Origin of the sequence: Stieleria magnilauensis, from assembly GCA_007753675.1 — a bacterium.
GTDB lineage: Bacteria > Planctomycetota > Planctomycetia > Pirellulales > Pirellulaceae > Stieleria > Stieleria magnilauensis.
The window spans coordinates 5256429-5269797 of record CP036432.1 but is presented as its reverse complement, the minus strand read 5'-3'; the positions used below and the strand labels follow the sequence as shown (position 1 = coordinate 5269797).

Sequence of the window (13369 nt, the reverse complement as noted above, 5' to 3'; positions counted from 1 at the left end):
GTGCCGTCCTAAAGCCATTTGACAATCGACATCCGCTTGAGACGAAATACTAAGGAGATAGTTATTGGGTTCGCCGTGTTTCTACCCATCCACGTCAGCGTCGAGAGACCTCCATGAACAAGATCGCAAAACGAACCGTCGTCGTCGTCGCTCTGGCGCTGCTGGTCTACGGCGGCTATCGAGTCGCCGCACACAATCAATGGCTCATTGTCACGCTCGGTGAACGAGCGTTCGAGATCGGCGCGTCACCAGAAGTGATCGATCCGGACTCGGAGTTTAGCCTGCTGGTCGTCGGGGACACCGGCTACGACTCTCCGCAGCGAGCCGAGGTCGTGGCCGCAATGCGGCGTCATACCAGCGAGACTGTCCCCGATGCCGCCGTGCTGTTGGGCGACAACTTCTACGAACGCGGTGTCGACTCGGTCGACGACCCACGATTCCAAACGGATTTCGAAAACCTGTTTGACGAACATTCGTTTCCCTTTCCGTTTTACGTCTGTCTCGGAAACCACGACTACGGCGGCGATGTTAGTGCTCAGGTTCGTTACACGGAGATTAGCGACCGTTGGATGATGCCGGCCAATCACTATGCGGTGCGTCACCGGATTGGTGATGACGCGATCGACCTCTTTGTGATCGACACCTATTTGATCGCGAATCGTGACCGGCGAGCCAACGAGGAATTGGTCTGGTTGGATCAACAACTCAGTCAAAGCGACGCAAGGTTCAAAATCGTCATCGGACATCACCCGGCGATTTCGGGTGGGAAACACGGCGCCTCTCCCGCGATCGCTGAATCATTGCCGGGATTGCTGCGAGACCACGCCGTCGATCTGTATTTGTCAGGGCATGATCACGACTTGCAACTCAATGAGAGTGGTCAAGGATGGTGCCAGATCGTCAGCGGCAGCGGAAGCAAGCTGCGTAGCACGTCTTGGACCGAGCAGACCGCCTTCGCCAAGGCCGCGCCCGGGTTCTGTTGGCTCTTGATCCGTGACGGCGAACTCTGGGTCACGTTTTACTCCTGCGAAAACCGGCTGTTTACATATCACTTGGATAAACGTCCCGCCAAGGACGTGGCGACCATGCAAGGACGGACGCTCTAGCGATTGAACTTGTGTCACGCGATCGGCGACTTTATAACTTTAAATACTAAAGAACTAGTAACAGAGGAGTGCAAGGATGCATCAGTTTTCCCAGCCGACAGTCCAACCCCGCCACGTACCGACGATCCCTTCGACTCCCCAGCGGTCACCCAGTCTCTCGCTGGTCTTACCTGCCTGGAATGAAGCCGAGGTGATTCGCCAAGCGCTTGCCGAGGCCGAATCGGCACTGGGTGGATTGACCGACCGCTACGAAATCATTGTCGTCGACGATGGCAGCAGCGACGAAACAGCGGCGCTGGTCCAGCAGGCGGCGGATGGGAACCCCGCGATTCGGCTGATCCGGCACAACGGCAACTTGGGCTACGGCGCCGCCCTGCGCGATGGCTTCGCAGCGGCAACGTGTGACCTGGTGGCGTTTACCGATGCGGACTGCCAATTCGATTTGACCGAATTGGACCGACTGCTGTTTTTGTCCCGGCGGTACAGCATCGTGTGCGGTTATCGGATTGATCGCAAAGATAGTCGATTGCGATGTTTCTACTCTCGCGTCTACAACGTCATCGTTCGATGTTTGCTCGGCACGGAAGTGCGTGATGTGGATTGTGCGCTCAAATTGTTTCGCCGTGACGTGGTGCAGGGGCTAACAATTTCCACCAGCGGGTTCCTGGTCAACTCAGAGTTGTTGACCGAAGCGAAACGACAAAATCACTCCGTGGTCGAAGTGGGTGTGTCCCATCGACCGCGGGCGGCGGGCAGCAGCACGGTTTCGGTGTTTGAGATACCGACGGTGCTGACGGGGTTGATTCGCTATTGGTGGAACACCGTTCAGTTTCCTGGTGCGGCGACAAAGGGCGTGGTTTCAGATCCGTTTTCAATCGTTCACGCTCTGTTGCTAGTGATCGCCGCACTTTTCCTGTTCACGAATCTCGGCTATCCGTTGATCGATCGTGATGAAACGCGGTACGCGGAAATCCCGCGTGAGATGCTTGTCAGCGGGAATTGGGTACTGCCACAGCTCAATTTCCAGCCGTACTATGACAAGCCGCCGCTGCTGTATTGGCTGTGCGCGATCAGCTATCGAGCGTTCGGGATCAGTGAATGGTCGGCGCGATTGGTTCCGGCGCTGGCGGCTTTCGGGACCTTGCTGGCGACCATGTGGTTTGGCAATCGCAACGTTGGCAGTCGAATCGGTCTGTTTGCCGGCGGCGTCTTGATGTTGTCCGTTGGATTCGTTTTCACCAGCCGATATCTATTGATCGACGGGGTGTTGACTCTGTTGACGACGCTCTCGTTATTCAGCGTCTATGAAGCAATCAAACCTGCGGCCGCCAAGCGGGCGTTGCATCTGGGCTGGTGGTTAGCGGCGGGGGTGTTTTGTGGCTTGGCGTTTCTGACCAAGGGGCCGCTTGTGCTGGTCCTCTTGATTCCTCCGTTGATCGCTTTCAGCTGGCTCACCGAATCGTATTTCGCGCCGACCCTTCGGCATTACCTGATGCTGCTGGCCGTGGTTGCTGGGATTGCCGCACCCTGGTTGGTGGCCGTCACGATGCAGGACCCGTCCTTCCTGGTCGAGTTCTTTTACCGCCACAATGTGGCGAGGTTCGCCGGAGAGTTTCATGCTCGACCGATTTGGTTTTTTATCCCGGTGCTGTTGCTGGCGGGCCACCCGTGGACGTTTTTGACGATTCCCTATGTCGGGTTTCTGGCGTCGCGAACGCGGTCAGCGTCTCAGGACCGTCCCCCGGTGCTGGGATTTCTGATGTTGTGGAGCGGATGGTGTTTCGTGTTTTTTTCGATTGCCAAGTGCAAGTTACCGACTTACCTGTTGCCGGCCGCACCCGCCTTGTCGTTGATGATCGGTCACTATCTTGTTTATGCCACCAAGCGATCGGCGACCCATCGGCGAGAGTGGTTCGCGCGTTTTTGGTCGGCACGAACCGCAACGGCTGCGACCTGTTTTGCCGGCGTCGGGTTTTCGGCATTCATCGCTTTGACCGGATCGAGCGTTTCGGTTGCGAATTACGTCTGGATTTTGATCTGGGCGTCGCTGCTGGTGGGAAGTTTGCTGATGATTGCCGATCGACATCAGGGCAAGTATGCGTGGGGTTCCTCTTCGGCTCTAGCGTTTTTGTTGGCGGTGATGGTGATGCATCAGATCGTTCCGGCGTACAGCCGCCGGCAAACGATTTTCGCCCCCGCGTCTCCGTTGCGGGCGAAGATCCCTTTGGAAGCGAACTCAGCCATTGCCACCCTTTCCCACGAGTTTTCCGAGGTCCCGTTTTATCTTCAACGCAGCGACGTTCGGCACTTTGATGACCGCCACGCATCGGGGCTCAGCGAATTCATCGCCGAGAACGATCACGCATTGATCATCATGGAGAAACAGGTGCTGATCGGCCAACTGAGGGATCAATTGCCCCGCGGCACGCGGATTCAGCTGATCGATGAGCGAGGCCCCGCGCGGCTCGTGCAGGTTACGGCGGCGTCACCTCGGCTGGCACACAACTTGCACCCTGTCAAATGACCATCGCCCAAAACAGTCGATGAAGTGCACCGTTGGGCCAGAGTCAGTGCGGAATTCCAGTCCAGAGAAAGCTGTGAGGTCAATGGAAACGGCGTGTTCTATGGCCGAACGAGGTGAAAGGGATCATGAAAAAGACCATCGAAATGAAAACCGACGCGCACCTACAGCGTGACGTTTTAGACGAATTGGAGTGGGAGCCGAGTGTCGATGCCGCACAGATTGGTGTGACGGCAAAGGGCGGAGTGGTGACTCTGGCCGGTCACGTCCCGGTGTATTCGGTAAAACACAAAGCCGAGGAAGTGGCAAAACGTGTGCATGGTGTGCGTGCGGTCGCCAATGAAATCGAGGTTCGACCGTCGGATGCAAACGTGTTGGACGACGAGGAGATTGCCGCTGCCGCTGTCCATGCCCTGCAGTGGGACTCGGAAGTGCCGGATCGGAACATTCAAATCGCTGTCGAAGATGGCTGGATCAAAGCAGAAGGAACGGTCGAGCACCGCTACCAAAAAGACGCCGTTGACCGTGCGCTTCGCCATCTCCGTGGCGCTCAAGGAATTCATAATGAGATTGGCGTGGTTTCGCCCCAAACGATCAGTGCGATCAAGAGTGCGATCGAATCGGCGTTCAAACGCAGCTCGCTGTTGAATTCCAAAACGTTGGCGGTGGAGGTCGAAGATTCGAAAGTGACCATCACCGGTGATGTCCACTCCCTGAACGAACTCACCGAAGTCGAACGGACGGCTTGGTCGACCGGTGGCGTCCGAGAGGTAGACAACTGCGTCACGATCACGCCTTGGGGGACGGGCCCCGCAGAGGAATGGGGCTACTGAGAGCAAGACGCGGGGAATCGATGATCAACGGCGCAGTCGGCACGGTAAAGTGTCAGGGTGCCCACGTGGTGGTTGGGACGTGTCTGTCAGGGAGTTAACGCTCCGGTTGCCACGTCCGCAGCGCGTCGGCGATTGCGTCGCGGACATCTCGGATCGGAAACCCCGTCTGAATGAGTTTCGAGTTGTCCAGCACGCAGCTGGAGCGTGGGACTCCGCTGGTCGCGCTCATGAACTCGGCTTCATCACGAAAGTACCGAAAAGGGCGATTGATGTGGCGGTGCGTCTGAAGCAACTGGACGACGTCGGCGGTGGAGACCGCGCCGGTGTTGACGATGTTGTAGACGCCAAACGGGACCCGATGCTGCCAGCAGTGAAGACAGGCGTCGACGAATTCATTCACGTCGGCGAGCGAATTGGTCACGTCCAACAGACGCTCGTAACGCATCATTTTTGACAGGTAATTGCGTTCGCCATCTCGATTGCTGAAGGGAATCCGCAACCGCCACACAAAGACGTTGTCCGCCCCTTGAAGACACTCTTCGCCGAGCGCTTTACTGCCCGAATAAAAACTGCAGGGCGGTGATCGAAAGCAGAAGTTCGGCGGGTCGGTCTCGCGAAATCCCGATCCATCCTGACGCGAGCCGCTGTAAATGCAGCCCGACGAGATGTGTCCCCAGGGAACGTCTCGTCGTTCGCAGGCCTCGCGGACGATGCCCGGAAGAACGGCATTGCCCAACAAACAATCGGCTTTGTGGTGTTCGCAGGCTTCCACGTTGGGTTTGCCCGTGTACCCGGCGGCGTTGATGAGGAACGACGGCTTGGTTTGGTCGATCAGTTCGATCAATCGATCGCGACGGGTGTAGTCGCAGTCCCGCCGTGAAATCAAGCGAAAGTACAGGCCCCGATCAGAGAGCCGCTTGGCAAACGTCGTTGCGACATATCCGCTGCCGCCCAGGAGTAGAATCATGAGTCGGCACTCGAATCCGCGTCAACGCCGACTCCCAATTCGCGATAGAGTGTCAGCATCTTGTCCAGGCACTTCGGCAGCGTGTACGAATCCAAGATCGTCTGCCGCGCCGACGTTCGCAGAGAATCGAACGCGGCCGGGTCATCGAGCGCTTGCAGGACACGCTCCACCCACTGGTCGATCTGGAAAAAGTCCACCAACAATCCGTTCGTTCCGTCTTCGATCAACTCTCTCACCGGAGCGGTATCGCTGCCGATCGCCAGCGCGCCACAGCTCATCGCGTTGAACAACGACCAACTCAACGTGAACGGGACGGTCAGGTAGAGATGAACATCCGATAGGGAAAACACATTGACCAGCTCGGAGGGCCGGACACGTCCGACGAAGTGGATCCGCGAGAGATCGATTGCATGTTTGTTGAGGAACCACTCTTTAAACGTTTTCCCTTCGGTGAATCGGGCATCGCCTCCATAAGCGATCCGGTCTTCGCCGACCACCAGCACGGACACGTCCTGACGTTGCCGACAGACTCGATCTGCGATTTGCATGAAGATGTCGAAGCCACGCATCGATTCCATGCCGCGGCTGACGTAGGTCAAGACGCGATGGTCCGATGGGATGTCGATCCCGGCGACCCGACGGTTGGGCTGTTCGATCGGTTTCCAGAAATCCGTGTCGATCCCGTCAAAGATCGTGCGGATCTTGGGCCGGAACTCCGCCGGCAATTGAGACTGCTGAAATGCGGTGGGTGCATATCCGGCATCGCAGTTTTCCAAGTCCAGCAACAGCAACGCGTTGCGGGTTCGAGCTCGCAACAGTGTGGCGGTGTCACAGGGAGGAAGGTCGACACGGAAGTCGATGTCGCTGTCGTGGGTGCGATAGAAGAACTCAAAATAGTTGAGGATCGGCACATCGTACAACTCGCGCAAGTACAGCGTCGAAACCATTCCGCTGTGTCCGACAATCAAATCGGGTTGGACGTCGGGACGCGATCTCAGGGCGTCGAACAGCGCGGTGGAATGCCAGATCTGGTTTTCGAAGCTGCGACTGCAAAAATTTGTCTCCGCCCGGGCGCCACCGCATGGTTCATACCGCACGCGGCCGATGCCCTCGATTTCACCCTCGTGCCGCGATGCAAACGTGCATTGCCAACCATGATTTTGCACCAAGTGGTTCGCGATTTGGCCGAACTGGGCGGGGAAGTTTTGGTGGACAAATAAAACATGCATGGTGCGGGAAGACGGGGGATTCATTTGCCGCGGTTGCCGGGGGCTACAGCATACCCCGATCCCGTCCGCTTGGCGACCAACCGCGACGAATCTACCGACGCGCGAGGATGCGGTGCAGACTCGTTTGGCGGGCTGTCCACACTCCCAGCAGACCGCCGGTTATCAAATCGACCAGATGGTGCTGGTACGTCAGCCAAGCCGAGACGGCGATGGCGACCGCCCAAATGCAAAACGCAATTCCCCAGACGCGCCGTCGATGCCACATCGTCGCGGCGCACAAGCTTGCGTAAGCCACGTGCAGCGAGGGCGCGCAGTTGTAGGTCAAGTTGATTCGATCGGCCCATCGAAACGGCAATGCCGCCCATCCGACCACTTCGGGTGTCTCAAAAGCCAACTCGGCCGGATAGATCAGAAAACACACGCCGGCGATCAATGTCATCAGAACCATTTGCGCGACAAACTGATTCAGGCGGTCTTTCGTCGGCAACGTCAGCGCAATGAAACCGAACATGAAATAGACCGAGGAATAGACGAGACTCAATTCGGGGACAAACGGAAGCGACAACTCAAACGAGAAATGCACGGGATATCGCGTGGTTCGCAACGACGTGATGAATTCGGCGCCCCCGTAGACGATCGCAAAGAGCAAGCTGAGTCCGAGCAAGGCGAGTCCCAGTCGCCTTCGTTGCCGTGCATCGGGCCAGACCCAGAACGGCTCTCGATCATTCTGTCGCCCTCTCGCTTTGCCGTCCCAGCCTTCTCGGCTCATCGTTTTCCCTCTCGCTTGCTTTCCCCCCGACACCGGCCCCAGACTTCAGACGGCCCAGACGTCGGACGGCCTAGACATCGCTCCGCCGACGACGAACAATAACCTATTCTAAAACGCCCCAGCGCCGCCCGAGACCGCTTCTGCCGATGCTTCGATTTTCCAGCACTGCATTGACGCAATTGCCGACGGACGCATTGGTCGTCGATGTCGACTGCGTCGGCGGCGAGCCGACCGCGGCGCTGCGTCGATGTTCGGCGGCATTCAGCGATGTGGCGGGCGCGTACGAGCGGTCTTTCCGTGCCGGGGACCTTCGACCGGGCGAGCTGCTGGTCCTGCCCCCGACGTCTGACCGGTCTACGACCATTTTCTTGGCACCGTCGCGCATTCATCCCCGAGGCGAACTCCGCCCCGAGGATTTCAAGCGGCTGTCAAAGTCGATCTTGGAGGAGACCTTGCGGCGTGGGTTTCACTCCTTGGCCTTGTTGCCATTTCACGTTGGACGCGGATTGGACGAGATCGAGATTCGTCGCCAATTGCTGTACTCGTTCGCGCGGTCACCGGAGCTGGAACTGATTTGTTTGTCGGAGACTTGCGACAGCGACGCGGTCGGGCGGGTATCGATTTTCACCGACGGTGGTGCCGAAAAGGAAGGTGGCAAGGGCGGCTATGGCGTCGTCTTGCGATTCGGCGACCACCACAAAGAGCTCAGTTGCGGGTTTCAGCAAACGACCGTGGAGCGGATGGAATTGATGGCGGCCGTTGTCGGGCTGGAGGCGCTGAAACGGCGTTGTCGTGTTCGACTTCACAGCGATTCACGTTACGTTGTCGATTCCATCAACACCGGGCTGTTGTTTCGCCACGCTTCCAGGCAATGGAAAGGCAAGAAGTCACGATCGGTGGATCTTTGGGAACGGTTTCTCGATCAATACCTCAAGCACGACGTCGAGGTGATTTGGATCAAGGGTCATTCGGGGATCGAAGACAACGACCGTTGCGATCAATTGGCCGGCGAAGCAAGGCAGGCGATTCCGCTGACTGTCGATGAAGGGTATCAATGCAAACGGGCCAAGCGAAAGGCGAAGCCCGCCGCCCAGGCCGCTCCAGCCCAGGCCGCTCCAGCCCCGGCTGCACCCGCCCCGGCTGCACCCGTCGAGTCGCCGACGCCCGTCGAGTCGCCGACGCCCGTCACCCGCGTGCCGTCTGCCGGCAAGCCGAAAAAAGCGGGCGACCCCTGCCGTGCCTGTGGCCATGCGTTGGAAAAACGGATTCCCAAAAGGCACAAGGCGAACGCGGCCTACCATTTCGCCTGGTATCTGTTTTGCACTAATTGCAAACGGTTTTACCACGTCGAAGAAGCGAAGGTCGATGTAGCCGAAAGCCACAAGACGTCGTGAGTCAATGATCGAAGGAGGCGGCTTCGCGGGTCGTCGACCGTTCCCGTGTACCGTTCCCGTGTGACGGGGCAACGATCAGGCCAACGGATGGTCTCGCTGGGAAAGGGGGAATTGGACCGCGGCGCCACCTTGGCGATGTGACTCGAAGACGCCGCAAATCATCTCGACGGTCAGGGCTGCTTCGGCGGCACTGCACAGCGGTTCGCGGTTTTCCCGGATCGCTTGAACGAGATCCGTCGCGGCGACATCATGATGTTGAACCCGATGGATCAGTTCAGGGTTCGGCTCGGCGACATCGACGCCGCCGCTGGTGATCGGCAGCCAGCGTGATCCCGCATCGCGACGTTTGAACGGGTTGCCTGGGATCAAATACGCCAGCGGATTGCGATCGGCTTGGATCGCGATCGTTCCTTCGCTGCCGATGATCTGCAAACCAAATCCGTGGTTCGCGGTTCCGTCGTTGGCCACCGAATCAAAATAGACCGTCAGTCCTCGGTCGAACAGGAACCTGGCGTGCAGTTCGTTACCGGCCAGCGGCCCCAAGCCCTCTGCACCTTCGCGGACATCCTGTTGGGTTGCCGGGCGTCCGTCCTGCATCAACATGGCCGAGCATGATTGCGGTTTGCCAGCCAGAACGGTGATCATGTTCAGCACGTGTGATCCGAGCACCCACAGATCTTCGCCTCCGCCACGACGGTCGCCCTTGCCTCGGCCACGGATTTCAAGCACACGCCCGATGCGATTCTCTTCGATCAAATCCGCGATCACGTTGATGACCGGATGGTATCGGTTGCGATGCGCGACAGCCACTTTCACGCCGTGCTCGGCGCAGGCCGCCAAGACCTGGTCGGCTTCACGGGGCGTTCGAACAAACGGTTTTTCGACGTAGATGCCTTTCGCACCCGATTCGATCGCCGCCAAGATCATGTCGCGGTGTTGGTCGACATGACGCGGGCAGACGGCAACGATCCATGGCGTCGTCTTGGCAAGCATCTCGCGATAGTCGGCGTAGCCGGCGGCATCACCGAGTCCGAGCTTTTGAAGTTCTTTTCGTCGCCCCGTCGGATTCGCATCGGCGATCGCGACGATCGACGCTCCCGGAATGCGGTTCCAAACGGTGTCCAGGCCATGCCCGTAATCCCCACGGCCGGTGTGCCCGATCACGGCGACCGGAAACGATTTCGATTCTGACTGGCCCCATGCATGCGCCCCGGCAACGAGCCCGGCAGAGATTGCGGCAAACTGACGACGATCCATAACTGTCTCCAAAGGATTAAAACAGCCCAGATTGTAGCCCACGCGTCTCGGCAAGCTGGAAGCTTACCCCACTTTTTAGTAACGCGTTCCGCGATAGGACATCTGCTCGGATTTCTGCGCGGCGCGGCGCGTCACGGCGGGCAGGTCTTCCTTGTGGGACAGGACGATCAGCCGGTCGCCCGCGCCGACGACATCTTCCATTTTCGGATTGCGAACGACCTCACCCTGGGCGCGATTGATGGCGACCACGACGTTTCCGCCGTCACCGGTCAGCTCGATGTCCTTGATCGTGCAACCGACCAACGCCGATTGAGCCCCGATCGGGATTTCCATCATTCCCAATCCGAACGCTTCCAGATCCTGATTCATGCGCGAAAACGCCTTGGCATCGGTGACCAGGGTCTCGACCGTGGGGCAGGCGATCAGCTGGGCGATTTTGGAAGCCCCGATCATCGTCGGCAGGACGACCCGATTCGCTCCGCTGCGGATCAGTTTCCGCTCGGTCGCTTCGGACTCGCCTCGCGCGATGATTTGGATGGTCTCGTTCAACTCGCGGGCCGTCAGCGTGACGAAGACGTTTTCCGCATCTCCCGGCAGAACCGATGCCAGCACGGAGGCACGATCGATCCCAGCTCGGTGCAGGATCTCTTCTTCGGACGCATCGCCGGAGACCACGAGGATTCCGTCACGTTCGGCTTCCGCCAATCGGTCTGAATCCCGGTCGACGACCACCAGATCGATGCCGGCCTGCCGTAACTCGGCGACCAGGCTGCGACCGACGCGTCCGTATCCGCAGATGATGGCGTGACCCTCGGTTTGTTCGATACCACGGCTCATTCGTCTGGCTCCCAAAGCACGCTGGATCTCTCCCTCGGCAATCATTTGCACAAATCCACCGAGGACGTAAATGCCGCTGCTGCACCCGGTGACGACCACCGCCAGGGTAAACAGTTTTAGCCCGGGATCAACGACCGGGCGCACTTCACCATAGCCGACACCAAAGATCGTGATCGCCACCATGTAGACCGAGTCGAGCAGCGACCAACCGGCGATCACATAGCCCGTGACCGCAATCAGACACGTGCCGGCCAGAACGGCCATGCCCAGACGCATCTTGTTGATCGAAGTGGACCCATTCATGAAACGCCGTGCGTGTTCGCGTCAAGGGACGAAGTGGTGCTACCGAGCGTCGTCGGCTCATCCGTCCGCGTCAAGGATTGCTTCGGTCAATGCCTGCCCAGTCCACGTTAAACCGCCCCAGGGGAAATCGCCGCTCCGACCGCTCCTGGCCGGCTCACGCCTCCCTCCCCCGCATCTCGCATTTTCTTGTCGCCCATCCCAGACTCCAGTTTTCTGCCCCCTCTTTTTCTGCCATCGCCCCGCAACATCCTAGGCTTTACTCGACTCGCAACAAGCGATGCCCCAGCGGTGACTTCGACAGCGGTGCATACAGCAAACGCCCGATCTCGCGTGGCAGATCGGTCTCGATGACATCCGCACCACGGCCCAAGATCATTTGATAGTCGCGGCGGAGCGAATCGGGGGCGTCTCGGACGCGTCGGTGAAACACGCGGTCCAGGTTACGCGAGGTCCCGATCATGGTGGACGCGCCTTTCTGGTGGACCGCTTCGTAAAGCGAAGGGTCTGTCGGCGGGACGTGACCGAGAAACGCGATCACGTTTTGCCAAGGAACACCGAGGGCATCGAACGCTTGCACTTTGGCGTGACTGGGAATCATCACCTCCATCATGATGTCGCGGTTCAACCGGTGGCAAGCGACGACATCCTTGAAACTTCCGACGATCATCATCGCGTAAGCTTCCGCCTTGTGCTGGCTGATTTTTCCGACGCGAGTTTCCAGCGGCACGTCTTTTTGATCCAAGACCAAGATCGTCTTGCCCTTCGCCCAACGCAACGCCTCGTCGAGCGTCGGGATTTGATAGTCGGTCACGTTTCCTTCGCTGTCCTTGAGCCGCAATTGCTTCAGTTCGGCCAGCGTCTTGTCGGCCAGTTTCCCGGTTCCGGTGGTCGTTCGATCGAGTGTCGCATCGTGGTGCAGGACGACGTGGCCGTCTCTGGTCATCCGGGGATCGATCTCCAGCATCGAAAAGGTTTCCGCGAGCGTGTGCTCAAACGTGGCGATGCAGTTTTCCGGATAGCCCGGCCCGGCGCCACCGCGATGGGCGCTGACAATCGGCAGACGCGTTGCGGTGTAACGAAAAAGCTCGCGAAGCTCTGCAGGCGTCTGGGGGACGATTCGATGCAGAGGGGTAGTCGTCGGCGCCGATTCCTGGGAAATGCTACTTCGCAGCGGAAGTAAGATCGGTGCGAGCACGAGCAAGACGCGCAACTGAAACGTCATCAAGCAAGACCTGGTCGGCAAATAGGTGGAAGAGGTTTCTGGACTGTCATTCTCAGGCGGGACAGGCTTCTAACTTCGGATGCCGAAATTTTAGCCGATTTCCTGGTAACAATCGCCTGGCAGCCTCGCTTGGCAGATCACCAGCGTGTTTCCGCCATCGTCTCCGAGCGGAAAAGGGGTCAGGCACCAAAAACCAAATGGCCTGAAGGGTGCTTCGCATTTTTGGTGCCTGACCCCTTTTCCGCGACACCCTCAATCAAATCCCATGAAACGTCATCGCGCCCTTGCGTTCCTGCTGTTGGCATTCGTCACCACCCCAGTGATCTCCGCCGAACCGACGACTTCGCTCAAGACGCCGACGAAGACGTTCAGCACCACGACAACCAGCCTCCCCCCGGCGCCGTCGCTGGAAGAACAAGTTGCCGCCTTGGCCACGCTCGTCGCACAGCAACAATCGCAGATCAATTCTCTGCAACAACAATTGACCAACCAAGGCAGTGCGATCGAGTTGCAGATCAGCGAAAGCGAAGCGATCTCCGATCGCGTCACCGCCTTTGAACAGGTCTTTGATTTCTCTGACGGTGTCTTGACCATCAATTTCGCCGCGATCGAAATCAGTGCCGATGCAATCTCCGTCAGTGCACCGATCGTCGAATTTGATGCTCAAGTGGAAATTCATGGCCACTTGGAAGCTGGCAGCATCAAAACAGAGAGCATCGACGCAGAGTCGTACACTCCCGGTGCCGGCAACGTTTGGTAGCCACAGGCGTCACGGTTTGTCAAAGGCGCGTCGCCTTGCAACGAAAAACGACAAAGCTCCGGTCGAACACTCGACCGGAGCTTTGCCGCGAACAACCTCCAGTCCTTGGTGAGGGCTCCGTTTCCATCGGCCGAATCGACGGATCACATCCGATGATCAGGAGACGCCCGC

At 58.5% G+C, this 13369-nt stretch carries 11 protein-coding genes; 5 read left to right on the top strand and 6 right to left on the bottom strand.

Translation table 11 applies throughout. From position 1 onward, the window contains the following. Positions 1–113 precede the first annotated feature (113 nt). The 3 genes from TBK1r_RS18405 (at position 114) to TBK1r_RS18395 (ending at position 4460) form a co-directional block, all read left to right on the top strand. Positions 114–1106: a metallophosphoesterase gene (locus tag TBK1r_RS18405; protein WP_145213710.1), complete on the top strand. Its 993-nt coding sequence runs from the start codon at positions 114–116 to the stop codon at positions 1104–1106. Between the two features lie 76 nt (positions 1107–1182). After that, positions 1183–3630: a glycosyltransferase gene (locus tag TBK1r_RS18400; protein WP_145213707.1), complete on the top strand. Its 2448-nt coding sequence runs from the start codon at positions 1183–1185 to the stop codon at positions 3628–3630. A gap of 125 nt (positions 3631–3755) precedes the next feature. Next, entirely contained in the window at positions 3756–4460 is a 705-nt protein-coding gene (locus TBK1r_RS18395) for a BON domain-containing protein (protein WP_145213704.1), read from the top strand. 94 nt (positions 4461–4554) lie between these two features. Here the strand turns inward: TBK1r_RS18395 and TBK1r_RS18390 are convergent, their stop codons facing one another. From TBK1r_RS18390 to TBK1r_RS18380, 3 genes are all read right to left on the bottom strand, one after another. After that, a complete protein-coding gene (locus TBK1r_RS18390) occupies positions 4555–5427 on the bottom strand; it encodes an SDR family oxidoreductase (protein WP_145213701.1) in 873 nt (290 codons plus the stop codon). Next, positions 5424–6656, bottom strand: a complete 1233-nt coding sequence (locus TBK1r_RS18385) for a glycosyltransferase (protein ID WP_145213698.1) — start codon at positions 6654–6656, stop codon at positions 5424–5426. Before TBK1r_RS18385 ends, TBK1r_RS18390 begins: the two co-directional genes overlap by 4 nt. A gap of 91 nt (positions 6657–6747) precedes the next feature. Next, positions 6748–7425, bottom strand: a complete 678-nt coding sequence (locus tag TBK1r_RS18380) for a phosphatase PAP2 family protein (protein WP_145213695.1) — start codon at positions 7423–7425, stop codon at positions 6748–6750. 146 nt (positions 7426–7571) lie between these two features. Here TBK1r_RS18380 and TBK1r_RS18375 point away from each other — a divergent pair, with 146 nt between their 5' ends. Then, positions 7572–8819 carry an RNase H family protein gene (locus TBK1r_RS18375; protein WP_419581495.1) on the top strand — a complete coding sequence of 416 codons (1248 nt, stop codon included), beginning with the start codon at positions 7572–7574 and terminating at the stop codon, positions 8817–8819. 75 nt (positions 8820–8894) lie between these two features. On the opposite strand, the gene TBK1r_RS18370 is transcribed toward TBK1r_RS18375, so the two are convergent. The 3 genes from TBK1r_RS18370 to TBK1r_RS18360 form a co-directional block, all read right to left on the bottom strand. Next, entirely contained in the window at positions 8895–10076 is a 1182-nt protein-coding gene (locus TBK1r_RS18370) for a Gfo/Idh/MocA family protein (RefSeq protein WP_145213692.1), read from the bottom strand. 75 nt (positions 10077–10151) lie between these two features. Continuing rightward, positions 10152–11216 (bottom strand): potassium channel family protein, encoded by a 1065-nt coding sequence (locus tag TBK1r_RS18365; protein ID WP_145213689.1) that lies wholly within the window; start codon positions 11214–11216, stop codon positions 10152–10154. Between the two features lie 256 nt (positions 11217–11472). Beyond that, positions 11473–12438 carry a glycerophosphodiester phosphodiesterase family protein gene (locus TBK1r_RS18360; RefSeq protein WP_145213686.1) on the bottom strand — a complete coding sequence of 322 codons (966 nt, stop codon included), beginning with the start codon at positions 12436–12438 and terminating at the stop codon, positions 11473–11475. A gap of 265 nt (positions 12439–12703) precedes the next feature. Here TBK1r_RS18360 and TBK1r_RS18355 point away from each other — a divergent pair, with 265 nt between their 5' ends. Then, positions 12704–13198 carry a hypothetical protein gene (locus tag TBK1r_RS18355; protein WP_145213684.1) on the top strand — a complete coding sequence of 165 codons (495 nt, stop codon included), beginning with the start codon at positions 12704–12706 and terminating at the stop codon, positions 13196–13198. Positions 13199–13369 lie beyond the last annotated feature (171 nt).